15 protein-coding genes are annotated in these 17670 nt (G+C 33.3%); 8 read left to right on the plus strand and 7 right to left on the minus strand.

Features of this window, described 5'->3' with window-relative positions; all coding sequences use genetic code 11:
• Positions 1-247: 247 nt before the first annotated feature.
• From OLM54_RS02605 to OLM54_RS02615, 3 genes are all read left to right on the plus strand, one after another.
• Positions 248-1108 carry an NAD(P)H-hydrate dehydratase gene (locus OLM54_RS02605; protein WP_264537054.1) on the plus strand — a complete coding sequence of 287 codons (861 nt, stop codon included), beginning with the start codon at positions 248-250 and terminating at the stop codon, positions 1106-1108.
• 468 nt (positions 1109-1576) lie between these two features.
• On the plus strand, positions 1577-2356 hold the full coding sequence (locus tag OLM54_RS02610) for a HipA family kinase (protein ID WP_264537055.1): 780 nt from the start codon (positions 1577-1579) through the stop codon (positions 2354-2356).
• On the plus strand, positions 2346-2729 hold the full coding sequence (locus tag OLM54_RS02615; RefSeq protein WP_264537056.1) for a DUF3037 domain-containing protein: 384 nt from the start codon (positions 2346-2348) through the stop codon (positions 2727-2729). Before OLM54_RS02610 ends, OLM54_RS02615 begins: the two co-directional genes overlap by 11 nt.
• A 238-nt stretch (positions 2730-2967) precedes the next feature.
• Here OLM54_RS02615 and OLM54_RS02620 read toward each other — a convergent pair whose 3' ends face one another.
• Together OLM54_RS02620 and OLM54_RS02625 are read right to left on the minus strand one after the other, a co-directional pair.
• Positions 2968-3516: a HutD family protein gene (locus OLM54_RS02620; RefSeq protein WP_264537057.1), complete on the minus strand. Its 549-nt coding sequence runs from the start codon at positions 3514-3516 to the stop codon at positions 2968-2970.
• 231 nt (positions 3517-3747) lie between these two features.
• Entirely contained in the window at positions 3748-4254 is a 507-nt protein-coding gene (locus tag OLM54_RS02625; protein WP_264537058.1) for a GNAT family N-acetyltransferase, read from the minus strand.
• A gap of 84 nt (positions 4255-4338) precedes the next feature.
• Here OLM54_RS02625 and OLM54_RS02630 point away from each other — a divergent pair, with 84 nt between their 5' ends.
• Both OLM54_RS02630 and OLM54_RS02635 read left to right on the plus strand, forming a co-directional pair.
• Positions 4339-5136: a hypothetical protein gene (locus OLM54_RS02630; RefSeq protein ID WP_264537059.1), complete on the plus strand. Its 798-nt coding sequence runs from the start codon at positions 4339-4341 to the stop codon at positions 5134-5136.
• 228 nt (positions 5137-5364) lie between these two features.
• Positions 5365-5757 (plus strand): helix-turn-helix transcriptional regulator, encoded by a 393-nt coding sequence (locus OLM54_RS02635; protein WP_264537060.1) that lies wholly within the window; start codon positions 5365-5367, stop codon positions 5755-5757.
• Between the two features lie 137 nt (positions 5758-5894).
• On the opposite strand, the gene OLM54_RS02640 is transcribed toward OLM54_RS02635, so the two are convergent.
• From OLM54_RS02640 to thrA, 5 genes are all read right to left on the minus strand, one after another.
• Positions 5895-6947 carry a DUF262 domain-containing protein gene (locus OLM54_RS02640; protein WP_264537061.1) on the minus strand — a complete coding sequence of 351 codons (1053 nt, stop codon included), beginning with the start codon at positions 6945-6947 and terminating at the stop codon, positions 5895-5897.
• A 1-nt stretch (position 6948) separates the two neighbouring features.
• Positions 6949-7953, minus strand: a complete 1005-nt coding sequence (locus OLM54_RS02645; protein WP_264537062.1) for an SIR2 family protein — start codon at positions 7951-7953, stop codon at positions 6949-6951.
• 134 nt (positions 7954-8087) lie between these two features.
• Positions 8088-9377, minus strand: coding sequence for a threonine synthase (gene thrC, locus OLM54_RS02650; protein WP_264537063.1), 1290 nt, complete (start codon positions 9375-9377; stop codon positions 8088-8090).
• A 380-nt stretch (positions 9378-9757) separates the two neighbouring features.
• Complete coding sequence (locus tag OLM54_RS02655) at positions 9758-10693, minus strand: homoserine kinase (protein WP_264537064.1); 936 nt, start codon at positions 10691-10693, stop codon at positions 9758-9760.
• A 150-nt stretch (positions 10694-10843) separates the two neighbouring features.
• The gene (gene thrA, locus OLM54_RS02660) at positions 10844-13291 is read right to left on the minus strand and encodes a bifunctional aspartate kinase/homoserine dehydrogenase I (RefSeq protein WP_264537065.1); all 2448 of its coding nucleotides are present in this window, start codon (positions 13289-13291) and stop codon (positions 10844-10846) included.
• 707 nt (positions 13292-13998) lie between these two features.
• Between thrA and hutH the strand changes: the two genes are divergently transcribed.
• Genes hutH through OLM54_RS02675 form a run of 3 tightly spaced genes read left to right on the plus strand, consistent with a single transcriptional unit; the run spans position 13999 to position 17582 of the window.
• Positions 13999-15513: a histidine ammonia-lyase gene (gene hutH, locus OLM54_RS02665; protein WP_264537066.1), complete on the plus strand. Its 1515-nt coding sequence runs from the start codon at positions 13999-14001 to the stop codon at positions 15511-15513.
• 48 nt (positions 15514-15561) lie between these two features.
• Positions 15562-16206 (plus strand): DUF47 domain-containing protein, encoded by a 645-nt coding sequence (locus OLM54_RS02670; RefSeq protein ID WP_160374816.1) that lies wholly within the window; start codon positions 15562-15564, stop codon positions 16204-16206.
• A gap of 32 nt (positions 16207-16238) precedes the next feature.
• Complete coding sequence (locus tag OLM54_RS02675; RefSeq protein ID WP_264537067.1) at positions 16239-17582, plus strand: inorganic phosphate transporter; 1344 nt, start codon at positions 16239-16241, stop codon at positions 17580-17582.
• Positions 17583-17670 lie beyond the last annotated feature (88 nt).

A 17670-nucleotide genomic window follows, 5' to 3' on the forward strand; every position in this document is an offset into this window, starting at 1 on the left:
AAAAGGATATCGCTTCTATCAGGGCTAGGGATTTAAGATAACAAGAAACAATTTCTTCTTCAAAATTTTATGTAACTTTAGTAACCTAAAAATTTATTACTACCAAATAAGGAATAAGGCACAAGAACCAGCACAAATCAAAAAATCCGTTTCAATCCGCGTTTTTTACAAAGTAAATCCGTTTCATCCGCGTTACAAACAACCATAAACCTGAACCAAAAGTGATTAAAATTAAAATATAAGCCAAATGAAAGATCCATTTTTAATTACAAAACAAGATATTTTAAAATTCTATAAACCCATAAATCCTCACACACATAAAGGACTTCAGGGACATGCCGTGATTATTGCCGGAAGTTATGGCAAAATAGGAGCAGCCGTTTTAGCATCAAAATCCTGTTTAAAATCCGGCTGCGGACTCGTAACGACTTTTACACCAAAATATGGTTATCAAATCCTTCAAACCTCCATTCCCGAAGTTATGGTTATCACCGATGAAAATACCAATTTCATCACAAATATTCAGCTTTCAATACAACCGCAAGCAATTGGAATTGGACCCGGAATAGGGCAGGAGCTAGGTACACAAAAAGCATTATTTGAATTTTTAAGAATCAATAAAATACCTTTGGTTCTTGATGCCGATGCATTAAACATCTTATCAGAAAACCAATCCTGGCTCGAATTAGTTCCTGAAAACACCATTTTAACACCACACCCAAAAGAACTCGAACGCCTAATTGGCAAATGGAATTCAGAATCGGAAAAGTTTCAAAAAACAATTGCTTTCTCAGAAAAATACAAAGTAATCATCGTCATGAAAGGCGCGCCAACTTACATCATAAATAAAGCAGAAATCTACGAAAACACAACCGGAAATGCCGCATTAGCAACAGCCGGAAGCGGAGATGTTTTAACCGGAATCCTGACAAGTTTATTAGCACAAGGCTACGAACCTAAATATACTGCAAAACTCGGCGTATTCCTCCACGGATTAACCGCAGATATTGCCCTGCCACAAACAGGTTATCAATCGTTTATAGCTTCAGATATTATAGAGAATTTAGGAAAAGCTTTTTTGGAATTAGAGAATGGGATAATTAGATAATTAGAGAATGGGATAATGAGATAATTAAATATAATGCACAAAATTCATTTATAAACTTTTGTTTGCAAACTAAAGTCTATATAAAAAAAGCGTATAAAAATCCGCGTTAATCTGCGTCTTCGCTTTAGCGAATCCGTTTCATCCGCGTACATTTTTCACAATCTCTATACAAACTAAAGTCTACACAAAATTAGTAATTGCGAGGAACGAAGCAACCCTACTAACAATAGACTCAAAGTTTGATTTTGTAAGTGTGATTGCTTCGTTCCTCGCAATGACATAAAGAGCGTGTAAAAATCCGTGTTAATCTGCGTTTTCGCTTTAGCGAATCCGTTTCATCCGCGTACATTTTTCACATAAAACTTTGCGATCATTACGCTTAAACAAACAAAAAATCTAAGAAGTCTAAGTAAGTCTAAAAATCTAACAATCTAAATTAGTAAGTTTGTATTCCAGTAAATACTGCTTATGAAAAACTTCGATCTTAGAACCGTAAACGTTACGCGTTATATAACACCACTACGCGAAGGCGGTTCTTTACCCGCTTTGGCAGAAGCCGATGACGATTTTAAATACGTCTTAAAATTTAAAGGAGCCGGTCACGGTGTAAAAGCTTTAATAGCCGAATTAGTGGGCGGACAAATTGCAAAAGCTTTAAAATTACAGCTTCCCGAATTGGTTTTCGCCAATCTTGACGAAGCCTTTGGAAGAACCGAAGCCGACGAAGAAATTCAGGATTTACTGCAAGGAAGTCAGGGATTAAATCTGGCACTTCATTTTTTATCAGGAGCCATTACTTTTGATCCTGTTGTTACAACTGTTGATGCTAAATTAGCCTCACAAATCGTTTGGCTGGATGCTTATATTACCAATGTCGACCGTACTTTTAAAAATACAAATATGCTGATCTGGCATAAAGAATTATGGCTAATCGATCACGGTGCGTGTTTGTATTTTCATCATTCCTGGAATAATTGGGAACAACATGCCAAGAGTCCGTTTGCTTTGATAAAAGATCACGTTTTATTGCCGCAAGCCTCACTTTTAAAAGAAGTCGACGCAGAATTCAAAACGCTTTTAACACCCGAAATTTTAAAAGAAATTGTAAATACAATTCCCTTAGAGTGGCTGCAATGGGAAGATACGGATGAAACACCGGAAACTTTGCGAAGCGTATACTTACAATTTTTGCAAACGAGATTAAATAATTCCGAAATCTTTGTAAATCAGGCTCAAAATGCAAGATAGTCACTTATATGAATATGCAGTAATTCGCGTAGTACCAAGAGTTGAGCGCGAAGAATTCCTGAATATCGGAATCATTTTATTTTGCAAAAAAGCCAAATTTATAAAAGTATTGTCCCATATCGACGATGCAAAAATAGAAACCCTTTCAAACGATTTTGATATCGAGCAATTGCATTGTAATGTTACCGCATTAAAGAAAATTGCAGCCGGAGAAAAAGACGGCGGACCAATTGGCGAAATGGATATTCCTTCGCGTTTTCGTTGGTTAACCGCAATCCGAAGTTCGGCAATTCAAACTTCAAGACCACATTCTGGATTATGTCAGGATTTAGAGAAAACAATTCAGAGATTATTTGAAGAGTTGGTGCTTTAAAAGAGGTTCAAAGGTTTACTTTAAAAAGAGGTTCAAAGGTTCATAGATGCAGAGGTTCAAAGGTTTTTCTTTGTGACTCTGCAATTAAAAAAACTTAGCGAATCTTTGCGTAACCCTTTGCGAACTTTGCGATAAAACCTGAAACTTGAAACCTGAAACCTAAAACTTGAAACCTAAAACTTGAAACCTAAAACTTGAAACTTGAAACCTGAAACCTGAGAAAAAAAACTAAATTTTCTTAAAAATCCAATATTCCCGAAAGACATTCATTAGAAAAATGAAGCGTTATATTTTCCTTTTTTTGATTTTCAATAACTAATAAATCATGAGGTTTTAGATTGTATGGCTTCTCATTAATTTTAATAACTGTTGTATCTAAAGAAAATAAAAATATTATTTGAGCATTATAATTTTGATCATTATTGGTTAATTTCAGTTTGTGATGACTTATTTTTTTAGAAACCATCCAATTGAAATCAATGCCTTTTGTAAAAGAAGTCACTTCATCATCAGAATTAAATTCCATGATTTCATATTTCTCATAGATTCTTTTTTCTTTGTTTACCTCAATATCTAAGCAGTTATCAAGCATAACCAAGTATCGGGAATAACCTTTAAATTTGGTAAACTCTGACGGCACTTTCTCTATTGTAGCACTGCTTATTCTAAATACAAAATCTCTATCAGTATAGTTTGCTGTTTTCGGATATATCATATATTCATACGTCAATCCACCACTCCAAATAGAGGCTTTACTATTTTTTTTAGGAAAAAGTTGTATGTTCATTTATTGAATAAGGTTCAAAGGTTCAGAGGGACAAAGGTTCAAAGGTTTAAAGGTTTTCCGCAGAGATCTTTACCTTCTTTCTTGTGATATTACAGAAAAAAGAATAAATATTACAAAGCCTAAAATTGTATTTATTTTCATTTATTGAAATATTTATTAGGACTTCAAATTTCCGGATACATCTTCAAGCCTGCTTTAAATTAACTTAGATCACTTATAGGGTGATTTTTTTTAGATTTTTTTCTCTAAAAAGATAAATTCCAAAGGTGTATTTGAAATATTAATATGAATATCGCTTGAAGGAAAAGCTTCTTTTTCTCCCGTTTCAACATAACCGTGACGTTTGTACCACGCAATAAGTTCTGCACGAACCGAAACAACGGTCATACTAATAGTAGATAATCCTAAAGTTTTTGCATGGTTTTCACCTTCAGCCAATAGTTTTTTTCCAATGCCGGCATTTTGCAATTCAGGCGAAACAGTTAACATTCCCAAATACAATTGATCTTCTTTTTCTACTAACAAAACAGAACCAATAATTCTATCATTCTCGGTATATTTCAGGAACGTATTTTTAGGATCTGAAATGATTTGCGTTAATTCTTCTTCGGTTGTTCTTTTTCCTTCTAATAAATGCGCTTCTGTAGTCCAGCCTTTTTTAGAAGTTTCACCTCTGTATGCTGAATTTATTAAGGTTGTTAATGCTGGAATGTCTTGTAATGTTACTTTTGAAATCATAAAATGTGTATGCTGTAAATAATTGTCGTATTCAATCGAATTTTTCGATAAATGTAAGGAAATATATAAATAAAAATATGAAATTTGTTTAGAACAGAAAATCAAGAAAGTATGGGTAGAATGCATTTATTTGAATTTGAAGATCAACAATGGCTTCCTGAATTTATTAGAAATTATATAACTGATTTTTTACAGTTTCTGTCGAATAATACCGCCATGTATAAAGGAATTTTACCCATAATAGAAAAAGGACTAAAAGAAAGTAAAACGAATCAAATTATCGATTTGGGTTCAGGCGGTGGAGGCGGATTAATTTGGCTGAACAACGAATTACGAAAAAACAACCCCGATCTTAAAATTTTGCTGACGGATTATTTTCCTAATATTCCTGCATTCGAGCACACACAAAAGCAAGCAGATAATTTCGAATTTATAAAAACGCCAGTCGACGCCAAAAATGTTCCTGAAAATCTAAAAGGACTTCGAACACAATTTTTGTCTTTTCATCATTTCAAACCCAAAGATGCACAGCAAATTCTGCAGAATGCTATTGATAAAAACAGCCCAATTGCCATTTTTGAAGGGCAGGAAAGGACTGTTACAAGTATCCTTGCAATGATTTTTTCACCATTTACTGTTTTCTTGACAACGCCTTTTATAAGACCATTTAAGATTGGCAGAATTATTTTTACGTATTTGATTCCAATTGTGCCATTATTGGTTTTATGGGATGGCGTTGTATCTTCATTAAGAACTTATTCTGTTGAAGAAATGAATGCTTTAATCGCAAATTTAAACAACAAAGAAACTTACAATTGGGAAGTTGGAAAAGTAAAATCCGGACCTACTAAGATTTTGTATCTTGTAGGGACTAAGAAATAGTTTTTATTTTAAGTCTTTTGGTTTCAAGAGCGGCAAATTGAATTGACTCCAGCTTTAGCTGGAGAAACAGAATTACATTAGAAAATGGCTTTAGCCGAATCTTTTGTATTTTTTGGCTAAAGCCGAATTTGTCAATTTATATAAATTATGAAAAGAGTATCTTACAAAAACAAGTTTGTTTTTTACCGAAATTTATTTTCGTTTAAGAATTTTAAATATCTTTGAATTATGAGTACAGCAATAAAACCAAAACATATCGGCAGAAATATAAGCCGTATCAGAGAGCTTAAAGATATGAAACAAGAAGCACTGGCATATGCTTTAGGAATAAGTCAGCAGACAATTTCGGCTATTGAAAACAGCGAAACTGTAGAAGAACAAAGATTAATTGAGATAGCAAAAGCTCTTGAAGTTTCTGTTGAAGCAATTAAGAACTTTTCTGATGAAGGTGTTGTTAATTATTTTAATAGTTTTCATGATAATATTGTTACAACAGGAAGTATCTTTGCTACAAATTGTACTTTTAATCCTTTAGATAAAGTAGTTGAACTTTACGAACGTTTGGTGCAAGCTGAAAAAGATAAAGTTGAGTATTTAGAGAAATTATTGAACGGGAAGTAACAGTTTTTGAAGATATATAAAAATGAAAAGAGACCTTTGATGAGGTCTCTTTTTTGTTTTCATTTTTTGGTTTTTGAGTCTCTTTGTGTTCACGAGCGGGACGCTCGCGTCAGCAGGGGAAAAAATTAAAATATAAATTAACTTTTACAATATTCTACTAAAGATTTTATTCTTCTATTTCTGTTATAAAAACTTTTAGTACCTGCAGACATTGATGATTTGTAAATTTTAATGTTTGGGTCTTGTGATTTTAATAGATATTCGGTGTAGAATTTTTCTACCTTAGTTTTCAAATTTTCATAATCAATATCTTCAATTTTATTCTCTTTTAAAAGTTCTACAGTTAATCCCCAAAGTGCATAGATATGACTAACACCTTCAACTTTTAACTTTTTATAATCAAGGTTTAATCTAGATAAAATTTCGACACTTTCCATAAATTTTTTTTCAAAAGAAGTAATTTGAGTAGAGTCAGATTTACTATACTGAGAAATTTTTTCGTCAATGATTTCTGGTTTATCTCCAATTTTAATTTCATCTTCAATTGAAGTAAGAAGTAATTCTATAATAAATTCTTCATCTTCTAATCTATTTCTTTGTAATTTATCTAAAATTGGTTTTAGAGTTTCGTTACCGGCTAATATTTTTACTAATTTTAAAAAGTTTGAATCATTAAATTTTGCATTTCTAAGTTCTTGTTTCGTAAGTGGCTCACCATTCCTGTTTAGTCTGTCAAAAATATTATTAACAATATCTGATACATCAGTATCGATATATTCTACAGTAATATCATATCTCCAAAATACTTTTTTCCAGTCAGTTAGTTCTGGTTTGTCAAGATCTTTAAAATTGATATTTGATAAATCTTCTGAACCAAATCCGTCAGAATGAAAATCTTCAGGGGTATTAATTTTATTTGCTATAAAATCTAAAATTGAAGTAAGTCTTTGTTTTCCATCAATTACATCATACATTGTTTTGCCAGATGTTTCATCAATATGTTGATGTAAAAAGATGGGTGGAATTGGAAAATTTTTCAAAATAGTATCGATTAGAAAAGATTTTTTACTTTCACTCCAAACATCACTTTTACGCTGATAGCTTGGATCAAAATTATATTTGTTTAACTGAAAGTTTTCCCAAAAAGTTGCAATATTTATTGTGGTGCTATTTCTATTTAATATTTTCATCTTAAATGAGTGGTTTTGAATTGTTATAAAAAATTACTTTATCGAACAAAGTAGTTATTATTGCATTGAATACTTTTGGAGTATAAGGATTTATAACTTTAACTTCATCTATTTCAGGATTAATGCTAGTTAAGATTGAGTCTATTTCTAATCGATCAACGTGCCAATAAGACAACCCACATATTATTAACTCATCATTTTTATTTAGTGATTTTGCAACTTCTTTTGCGTTATCTCTAATTTCTTTAGCCCATTTAAAATCTAATCTACTCGAGTCGCCTGCGGGAGGAATAATTGCATTTACGGAATTTAAAGCATCGATATTATTATATTCAATTTTAAACTCACTAATTTCTCCATCATTAGAATCACTATCATAACGGATTGCGAAAGCTTCTTTTTGTTTTTTAACTCGATGAGAAAAACTTATTGAACCATGAGGTTTATATATTTTTATTTTTTTGCTTTGATCATCAAGTTTTGCAATGTCAAAATGGATATTACTTTTTTTTAATATTCTTTCTAGCAAAATGTCATAATTGAAAGTTACAATATGAATTTTATCTACATCAGTAGAATTATATAATTCATTTAAATATTTAAACCATGGCCAATCTGAAAAATCCAATTTGTTAATATCTATTTGTTTATCATAGTAAACGAACAAAGCTTGCAAATAGGTTACTAATTCTTTATATGCTTTGATATAAATATTTGCAGGTTTTGTGTTGTTTTTATGAAGTATGTTAGCACAAGTAATTATGTCTTCAATTAAATTTATTGCATCCTCATTTGACATATTTGGTCTTGCTCCTAATGTCCATAAATTGGGGCAATATCTGTAAGATAAAAAGCCAGGTTTATCATTCCCAGGCCAATTCACTAATTCCCCATTTGAAAATAAGTTACTGACATTAATACCACTATCAATTTTATTTTTTAAATGATTAATAAGGTCGATTGTGAAACCATTGCCAAGTAGAATAAAGTAATTTTTTTTTCCCATTAATTAAATTTAAATATGTATAGTAGACTATTTTTAATAAAATATAAAGTGCTAAAATATTAAAAAAATAACGACAAATTACATCAAAATAAATCTGTGCAAATTATGCCCTATATTTTTAAATAAAGATAAAATTACCTCAAAAACTCTTTCAATTCCTCATAACTCTTAATCTTCACGCTAACTTTTTCCTCATTAATAACACTTTCAATCTGTTCTGGAATCGGAAGTGTAATTCCTAAAGCAGGTTCAACAACGTCAAGAAATTTAATAGGATGAGCAGTTTCTAAGAAAACACCAATCGCATTCTCATGTTTTTGTAATTCTTTTTTCAAACCTAAATATCCAACAGCACCGTGAGGTTCTGCGATATAACCGTTGGTATTATATATTTGTTTTAAAGCTTCGAGAGTTTCTTCATCAGTATAACTGTAGGATGAGAAATCTTTTTCGAAAGCTTTTAAATCATTATTATATAATTCCTGAATACGGATAAAATTACTTGGGTTTCCAACATCCATTGCGTTAGAAATTGTTGCAATTGAAGGTTTTGGATCGTATTTTCCGTTTTCTAAAAATCTTGGTACGGTATCGTTTACGTTTGTAGAAGCTACAAAATGTTCGATTGGCAAACCTAATTTCTTAGCCATAATTCCGGCGCAGATATTCCCGAAGTTTCCACTCGGGCAAGAGAAAACCAATGGCTTATTTTGGCTTTTCAAAGCTTTGTAAGCAAAGAAAAAATAGAACATTTGCGGTAACCAACGCGCAATATTAATAGAATTTGCCGATGTCAGGTTTTTATGCGCCAAAGTTTCATCTAAAAACGCTTTTTTGACCATATCCTGACAATCATCAAAAACACCGTCAACTTCAAGTGCTTTAATGTTTTTTCCTAAAGTAGTTAATTGTTTTTCCTGAATATCGCTCACTTTTCCTGATGGATATAAAATAACGACATCAACGCCGTCAACGCCTAGAAATCCGCTTGCAACGGCTCCGCCCGTATCTCCCGAAGTGGCAACTAAAACCGTGTTTTTGCTGTCTTTTTTATCTTTATTAAAATACGCCAGACAACGTGACATAAATCGCGCGCCAACATCTTTAAAAGCCATTGTTGGTCCGTGAAATAATTCTAAAGAGTAAATTCCGTTTTCAACTTCCACAACCGGAAAATCGAAACTTAAAGTATCCGCAATAATTTCTCTTAAATGATCTTCCGGAATTTCATCACCCACAAATTGCTGAATCACATCAAAAGCAATATTATGATGGGTTAGATTTTCGATTACATTAAAAAATGCAGGATTTAAAGGTGTTATGATCTGAGGAAAATACAATCCTTTATCGCTTGCTAATCCTTGTATTACGGCTTCTTTAAACGAAACTTCGGGTGCATTATGGTTTAAACTATAGTATTTCATGGTTTGTTTTAGTTTTTAGACTTTAGATTTTAAATTTTAGAAAAAAGAGAATAGAGTATAGAAAATAGATTTTTCTTTAAATCAAATTCTAATTTTTTATCCCGAAGCTTTGGGGCTAAATTCCAAATTCCAATAATTATTATTCGGTTTTTTTGTCATTTCGACGGAGGAGAAATCGCATCCAGAGATCAACGCACTTTATGTCATTACTTTATGTGATTTCTCCCTCCGGTCGAAATGACAAACTTTATGGTTATTCTTTGTGTTTATGCTTCGCGGGACTTCGACTACGCTCAGTCTGACAAACTTTATCTTAATATTTTAATTCTTTTTACTTAATACATTTCACATTTCACAAGTCACATTTCACAAGTCACACTTTACAAAATGCGTACGCCATCGGGATTAATTTTCGAAACATGAATTTCATATGGTAAATTCATTTTTTCGTAAACATCGCTCATGGCTTTTGCGATTTGGTCGGCGGTATTTTTTCCTTTGCTTAAAGCAAAAATCGATGGTCCTGAACCAGAAATTCCAGAGCCTAAAGCGCCGTTTTCTAAAGCCGTTTGTTTGATTAAATCAAAACCCGGAATCAAAACACTTCGTAAAGGTTCAACGATTTCATCGTGAAGCGAGCGTCCAATCAAATCGTAATCTTTTGTGTATAAACCGGCAATTAATCCGCCAACATTTCCCCATTGCATAATGGCGCTTTTCAGCGAAACGGTTTGTTTCAATACCGAACGCGCATCAGATGTTTTCAACTCAATTTGAGGATGAACTACGGTTGCGAATAATTCTTCGGGACTATCAATTCTGATAATATCAAGCGGAGCATAACTTCTTACCAACGTAAAACCACCTAAAAGGGCAGGAGCAACGTTGTCAGCGTGAGCATTTCCGCTGGCTAATTTTTCGCCCTGCATGGCAAATTGCACCAAATCTTTACGAGAATATGGTTTTCCTAATAATTCATTTATACCGAAAACCGCTCCGGCAGAACTTGCGGCGCTGCTTCCAATTCCGCTTCCGGCTTTGATATTTTTATAGATTTCGATTTCAAAACCAAATGTTATCGGATTAAAATCTCTTTCATAAGCTTCTAACATCGCTAAAGCCGCAACTCCCGAAACATTTTTCTCGGTTTCCATCGGCAAATCAGCACCAATAATTTTAGTAATACGAACTCCTTTTTGATCTGTTTTTCGAACAATCATTTCATCGCCCGCATTGTCTAAGCAAAGTCCAAGTACGTCAAATCCGCACGAAAGATTCGCTATGGTCGCCGGGCAAAATAGTTTTATTTCTATCATTTTTTTTGAGGTTCAGAGTGGCAAAGGTTCAAAGGTTCAGAGGCTTTGCTGCTCGATAATTTTTTATTTTAAGGTTCAGAGCGACAAAGGTTCATAGGCTCAAAGGTTTTTAACTTTGTCCCTTTGCACCTTTGAGCCTTTGTACCTTCTTTAGTTATTTCCAATGCGAATTACATCCGCAAAAATCCCTGACGCGGTAACAGCTGCTCCTGCTCCGGCGCCTTTTATCAATAATGGCTGATCTACGTAACGATCTGTGTAGAAAAGGACGATATTGTCTTTTCCTTCCAGATTGTAAAATGGGTGATCTTTTGGAATAAACTGAAGGCCTACGCTTGCTTTTCCGTTTTCGAATTGTGCAACATATTTCAATCTTGAATCTTTTTTCAAGGCTTCTTTATAAATGTTTTCAAAATGTTCGGCGTGTTTGGTTAACGAGGCAAAAAAGTCATCGTTATTGGTTGTAGCTAAACATTCGGCAGGAAGGAAAGATTCGTTTTCGATGGCATCAATATCCATTTCGTAACCGCTTTCGCGAATTAAAATCAGGATTTTACGAGCAACGTCAATTCCGCTTAAATCAATTTTTGGGTCTGGTTCTGTAAATCCCTGAACTCCGGCTTCTTTTACAACATCGTGAAAAGAATTATTCTCATCAAAATTATTGAAAATGAAGTTTAAACTTCCTGATAAAACTGCCTGAATTTTATGCACTTTATCGCCTGAGGCAATTAAGTTTTTTACGGTATCAATAATTGGCAATCCCGCACCAACATTGGTTTCAAATAAAAACGGAGCGTTGTATTGGCGTGATAAACTTTTTAATTTTTTATAATTGTCATACGCAGATGAACAGGCTATTTTGTTGCAGGTTACAACGGCAATACTTTGTTTCAGGAACTGTTCGTAAGTTTCAGAAACGGTTGCATTTGCTGTAATATCCACAAAAATACTGTTACGTAAATTCAGTTCTTTGGCGCGCTCGATAAAAGTTGCTGCGTTTGCCGGTTCGCCTTTATCTAAATCAGATTGCCATTCTTTTAAAGAAATTCCATCTTCATCAAAAAGCATTTTTCTGGAGTTTGACAAAGCAATTACGCGAACATTTATCTTTAAATTATCTTTTAAAAATTTCTTTTGATTGTGAATTTGTTCGATGAATTTTTCGCCGACATTTCCAACTCCCATCACGAATAAATTCAACTGTTTTGTGTTTTCTTCAAAGAAGTTTTCGTGCAAAGTGTTCAATGCTTTTTTAACGTCTCTTTCATTAATTACAGTCGAAATATTACGTTCAGAAGCACCTTGTGCAATGGCACGAATATTAACGTTGTTTTTTCCTAAAGTGCTGAACATTCTTCCGCTTAAACCCTGGTGATTTTTCATGTTTTCACCAACCAAAGCAATAATGCAAAGGTCTTTTTCGACAATACAAGGATCGATTTTATTTTGAAGAATTTCAACTTCAAAAGCTCTGTTAATTGCAGCTTCGGCATTTTCAGCATCCGAATTTAAAATTCCGATACAAATCGAATGCTCGGAAGAAGCCTGAGTAATAAAAATTACGTTGATTTTTTCCTGAGATAATACTTCAAACAAACGTCTGGACGAACCGGCAACTCCAATCATTCCGGGACCTTCAAGCGTTAGTAACGAAATATGATCGATATGGCTAATTCCTTTTACAACGGTATCTTTTGATGAAACCTGATTAGAAATTAAAGTTCCTTCGGCTTCTGGCTCAAAAGTATTTTTAATTAAAATTGGAATACTTTTTCTTAAAACCGGCTGAATTGTTGGCGGATACAACACTTTTGCTCCAAAATGCGATAATTCCATCGCTTCCTGATAGGAAATTGCAGCAATTGGCTGGGCTTGTTTTACAATTTTCGGGTTTGCAGTAAACATTCCGTTCACGTCAGTCCAAATTTCAAGCTGAGTAGCATCAAGAGCTCCGGCGATAATGGCAGCAGTATAATCAGAACCTCCGCGACCAAGAGTAGTTGTAATTCCGTCCAGAGTTAAAGCAATAAATCCGGGTAAAATATTGATTTGTGATTCATTTTGAGCGAAATATTCCTGAATTAATTGGTTTGAAATTTCGAAGTTTACAGCGGCTTTTCCAAAATCAGCATTGGTTTTGATTATTTCGCGGCTGTCTTTGTAAACCACATTTTTATTAATTTGCTGATATGCCTGCGCAATGATGTAAGAAGACAATAATTCTCCAAAACTTAAAATAGTGTCAGCCGTTCTTGGAGATAATTCCCCCAATAAAAAACAGCCGTCTAATAAAGTTTCTAAATGATTGATGATTCTTTTTACGTGACTTAAAAGACTGCTTTGCTCGCTTACGGGAATTAGATCTTTTAAAGTGTCAAGGTGTTTTTTCTCGATTTCGGCAACGATTTCTCTGAAACTTTCATCGTTTGCAGCCGCTTTTGCTGCTGCGAGTTGCAGTAAATCAGTTACTTTACTTAAAGCAGAAACAACCACGACTAATTTATCCTGTTTAGATTTTTGATTTATTATTTCGAGAACGAGTTTTATATTTTGTGCATTGGCAACCGAAGTTCCGCCAAATTTTAATACTTTCATTTTTGATATTTTTTAATAAGGTGCAAAGATTTTGAGTAACAAAGGTTCAAAGGTTATGAACTGTGAACTGAAACTAAAACTGCGACTTTTTTTTTCTTTGTAAATGTTTTTTATGTATCCAATGCCTTTCTTCTTTCATGAAAAAAAGTATAGATAACCAGGATTATATGTAAAATGTATACCCCTAAGGGGTAGTTGTTGTAGTAGAAGTTGTTGTAGCAGCAATTGCAACTCTTGTTTGAGTTGTCATTGTAGATTGATATTTAATGCTGTTACTTTTCATTTTTGATTTTTCAAAAGTACGCCTTTTTATAAAAGTTAAAAATATTTATTGCCTTTTTACGAATATTTTATTTTTTCAAAAGGATAAATTTCAATACTGAGCATTTGTTAAAATTAAATCTTCAAAGTTGTCTTATTCGTATAATTAGCCTTGTTTTTCGAAGATGTTTACTATTATAGAACTGATTTTATTGAATGTTTAACAATGAAAAACAGCGAATTTAGTCTATATATTAAGTAGGAATGTGTTTTTTGAGATTATGATTTCAGAGGTAAAGTAAAGAAGTTTATGGTTTTAATGCAGGTTTTGATTGTGAAATAGGTAAAACTAATAATCTGAAATTGTTTAAATTTTAATTATTATGAACAAATGTTGCTTTTTAATATTGATTTGCTGAATTTTGATGCCTTAAAATAAATATGACATGAGAGAAGTCCATTATATAAGTACTGAAACTTTAACTTTAGAAGATTTACAAGAAATAATTGTTAATCAAAAAACACTTGAATTATCAGAAGAAGCAAAAGTCAATGTTCAAAAATGCCGTGATTATTTAGATAAAAAAATGGCGACGCATTCTGAACCAATTTATGGCATCAATACTGGTTTTGGATCGCTTTATAGTGTGAAAATCTCGAATGAAAATTTATCTAAACTTCAGGAGAATTTAGTAAAATCACACGCTTGCGGAACCGGAGAGGAAGTTCCGGCTGAAATTGTAAAAATGATGCTGTTTCTTAAAATTCAGTCTTTAAGTTACGGACATTCAGGAATTCAGCTGCAAACTGTAAATCGTTTGGTCGATTTTTACAATAATGACATTTTACCTGTAATATATACGCAAGGTTCACTTGGCGCATCTGGAGATTTAGCACCATTGGCTCATTTATCTTTACCATTATTAGGAGAAGGCGAAGTTTATTTTGAAGGAAAAAAAGTGGCTTCTGCCGAAGTTTTAAAACATTTTAACTGGGAACCAATCGTTTTACAGTCAAAAGAAGGTTTGGCATTATTAAATGGAACTCAGTTTATGAGTGCTTACGGAGCTCATATTTTGATAAAAGCATATAAATATTCGTATTTGGCAGATTTAATTGGAACTATTTCTTTGGAAGGTTTTGATGGAAGAATCGAACCTTTTAATGAATTAATTCATTTTATTCGTCCTCATAAAGGACAAATTATTACAGCGCAGCGTATTAATGAATTTCTGGAAGGAAGCGAAATTATTGCTCAGGAGAAAAAACACGTTCAGGATCCGTATTCTTTCCGTTGTATACCTCAGGTTCATGGCGCCTCAAAAGATGCGATTGATTATGTTCGAAAAGTATTCAAGACCGAAATTAATTCGGTTACCGATAATCCTAATATATTTATTGAATCCGATCAGATTATCTCCGGCGGAAATTTTCACGGTCAGCCTTTGGCTTTGGCTTTAGATTTTATGGCAATTGCTTTGGCAGAATTAGGAAGTATTTCTGAAAGAAGAACATACCAATTGATTTCGGGATTGCGTAATCTTCCGGCATTTTTGGTTGATAATCCGGGATTAAATTCAGGATTTATGATACCGCAATATACTGCGGCAAGTATTGCAAGCCAAAATAAACAATTGGCTACACCTTCGAGCGTAGATAGTATTGTGTCTAGTAATGGACAGGAAGATCACGTAAGTATGGGCGCAAACGGCGCTACAAAAGCGTTGCGTGTTATGGATAATTTAGAGCGTATTTTAGCAATAGAGCTGTTAAATGCTTCGCAGGCAATTGCTTATAGAGAGCCTTTGAAATCAAGTGATTTTATTGAAATGTTTTTGAGCAGTTACAGAGAAGTTGTGCCTTTGGTAAAAGAAGACAGAATCCTACATTATGACATTGAAAACACGGTTTCATTTCTGGATAGTTTCCAAATTGAAAATGATTTGTTAACAATGGCTTAACATTGTAAATTATTATTGAAGTAATTTTGCCGTATCAAAAACATAAAAATGTCAATAAACAGTATTTTCCAATTTTTAGTGCCGAAAGACAAAAAATTCTTTCCACTTTTTGAAGAGGCTTCAAGCAATTTAATTGAATTAGCTTCTAATTTACACGAAGCTGTAAACCTTCCATTAAAAGAAAGAGAAGTTCTTTTTCAAAAAATTGATGAGTTAGAGCAAAGAGGAGAAGACATTACACGTCAAACCAATCTTGAATTGAGTAGAAATTTTATTACTCCATTTGACAGAGAGGATATTCACACACTTATTACTTCTATTGATAACGTTGCAGATTACCTTCACGGTGCTGCAAGCAGAATGAGATTGTATCAGGTTGATAAGATTACAAAATCTATCAGAAAAATGACAGAAATCAATCTTGAAGCTTGTCAAAATATTGATAGCGCAGTAAAAGAGTTAAGCAACTTAAAGAACATGAATGTTATTAAAGATGCTTGCGCCAGAATTAACAAATTGGAAAACAAGTCAGATAACGTTTATAACAAAGCAGTTTTTGAAATTTTTGAAAACGAAACAGACGCTAAAAATATTATTAAATATAAAGAGGTGTTATCTGTTTTAGAATCAGCAACAGATAAATGTAAGAGCGTTGCGAACATACTGGAATCTATTTCTGTAAAACATTCTTAAATTCAATTTATTTCATTCTGAAGTTATAATTTATGACGCTACTTATAATTATTATAGTATTAGCCTTAATTTTTGATTACATCAATGGTTTTCATGATGCGGCAAATGCTATAGCAACCGTTGTTGCTACAAAAGTACTAACGCCTTTTCAGGCTGTACTTTGGGCAGCATTTTTTAACTTTCTTGCCTATTGGGTTTTCGGATTTGGTGTTGCAGATACTGTTGCAAAAACAGCTGACACAATGCAAATTGATCTTGTTGTAATTCTTGCGGGAGTTATTGCCGCTATTTGCTGGAATTTATTAACCTGGTGGTTAGGAATTCCTTCAAGTTCTTCACATACTTTAATTGGTGGTTTTGCAGGAGCAGCAGTTGCTCACGCGATAGCTGTACATGGTTTTTCCGGTTATGTTGGTGAAGACGGAGTGACACATTATTGGTACGAAATCGTAAGCTGGTACAAAGCCGGAAAAGATGGCGGAATGCCTTCCGGAGTCCTCATTATTATTGCATTTATTGTATTAGCGCCTTTATTAGGGGCATTAGCATCATATTTAATCTCGATTTGGTTATTAAATGCTTCCCGTAAAGTTATTGGACCTAAAATATTTACAGTTGCTTTAATGATTGCAACGATTTGGTTTGTTTACACACAAATAATCCCGTACGAAGAAATTATAAAAGATGGACATAAACCTCGTTTTTTATCTTCTGTTTTTTGGAGTGTTGCTTTAGAACCACATAATATCAAATGGCTTTTAGTTGCTTTTATTGTATTAACGGTTAGTGGATTTTGTTTGATATTTAGCAGCTTAAATCTTCATCAGGCAGATGCTGCCTTGAAAAAAATGCAGCTATTATCTTCTGCAGCCTTTAGTTTAGGACACGGAGGAAATGATTCTCAAAAAGTAATGGGTATTATTGCCGCCGCAGTTGTTGTTTATTTAAATACACATCCCGGAGTACACATGTCTGAATGGTTAGATGTAGTGCTTCCTTCAGATACTGGTACATTTAAAATGCCGCCTTGGATTCCGTTGGCGTGTTATTCTGCAATTGCAGCCGGAACTTTAAGTGGTGGATGGAAAATTGTGAAAACAATGGGTTCTAAAATTACAAAAGTAACTTCTTTTGAAGGTGTTGCTGCTGAAACTGCCGGAGCTTTGACATTATATTTTACGGAGCATTTAAAAATTCCGGTAAGTACAACACATACTATTACAGGTTCTATCATTGGGGTTGGATTAACAAAACGTGTATCTGCCGTTCGTTGGGGTGTAACTGTAAGTTTGATCTGGGCATGGATATTAACGATTCCTATTTCGGCTATTTTGGCTGGATTGGTTTACTTTATATTGAGCGTATTTATCTCTTAGTAAAATGATATTTGTAAAATGTGAGATGTGAAAATCTGCATTTATCTACATAAATAAAAAGCTGATTTCTTAATTGAAATCAGCTTTT

This window comes from Flavobacterium sp. N1736, assembly GCF_025947065.1.
In the GTDB taxonomy this organism is placed as follows: domain Bacteria; phylum Bacteroidota; class Bacteroidia; order Flavobacteriales; family Flavobacteriaceae; genus Flavobacterium.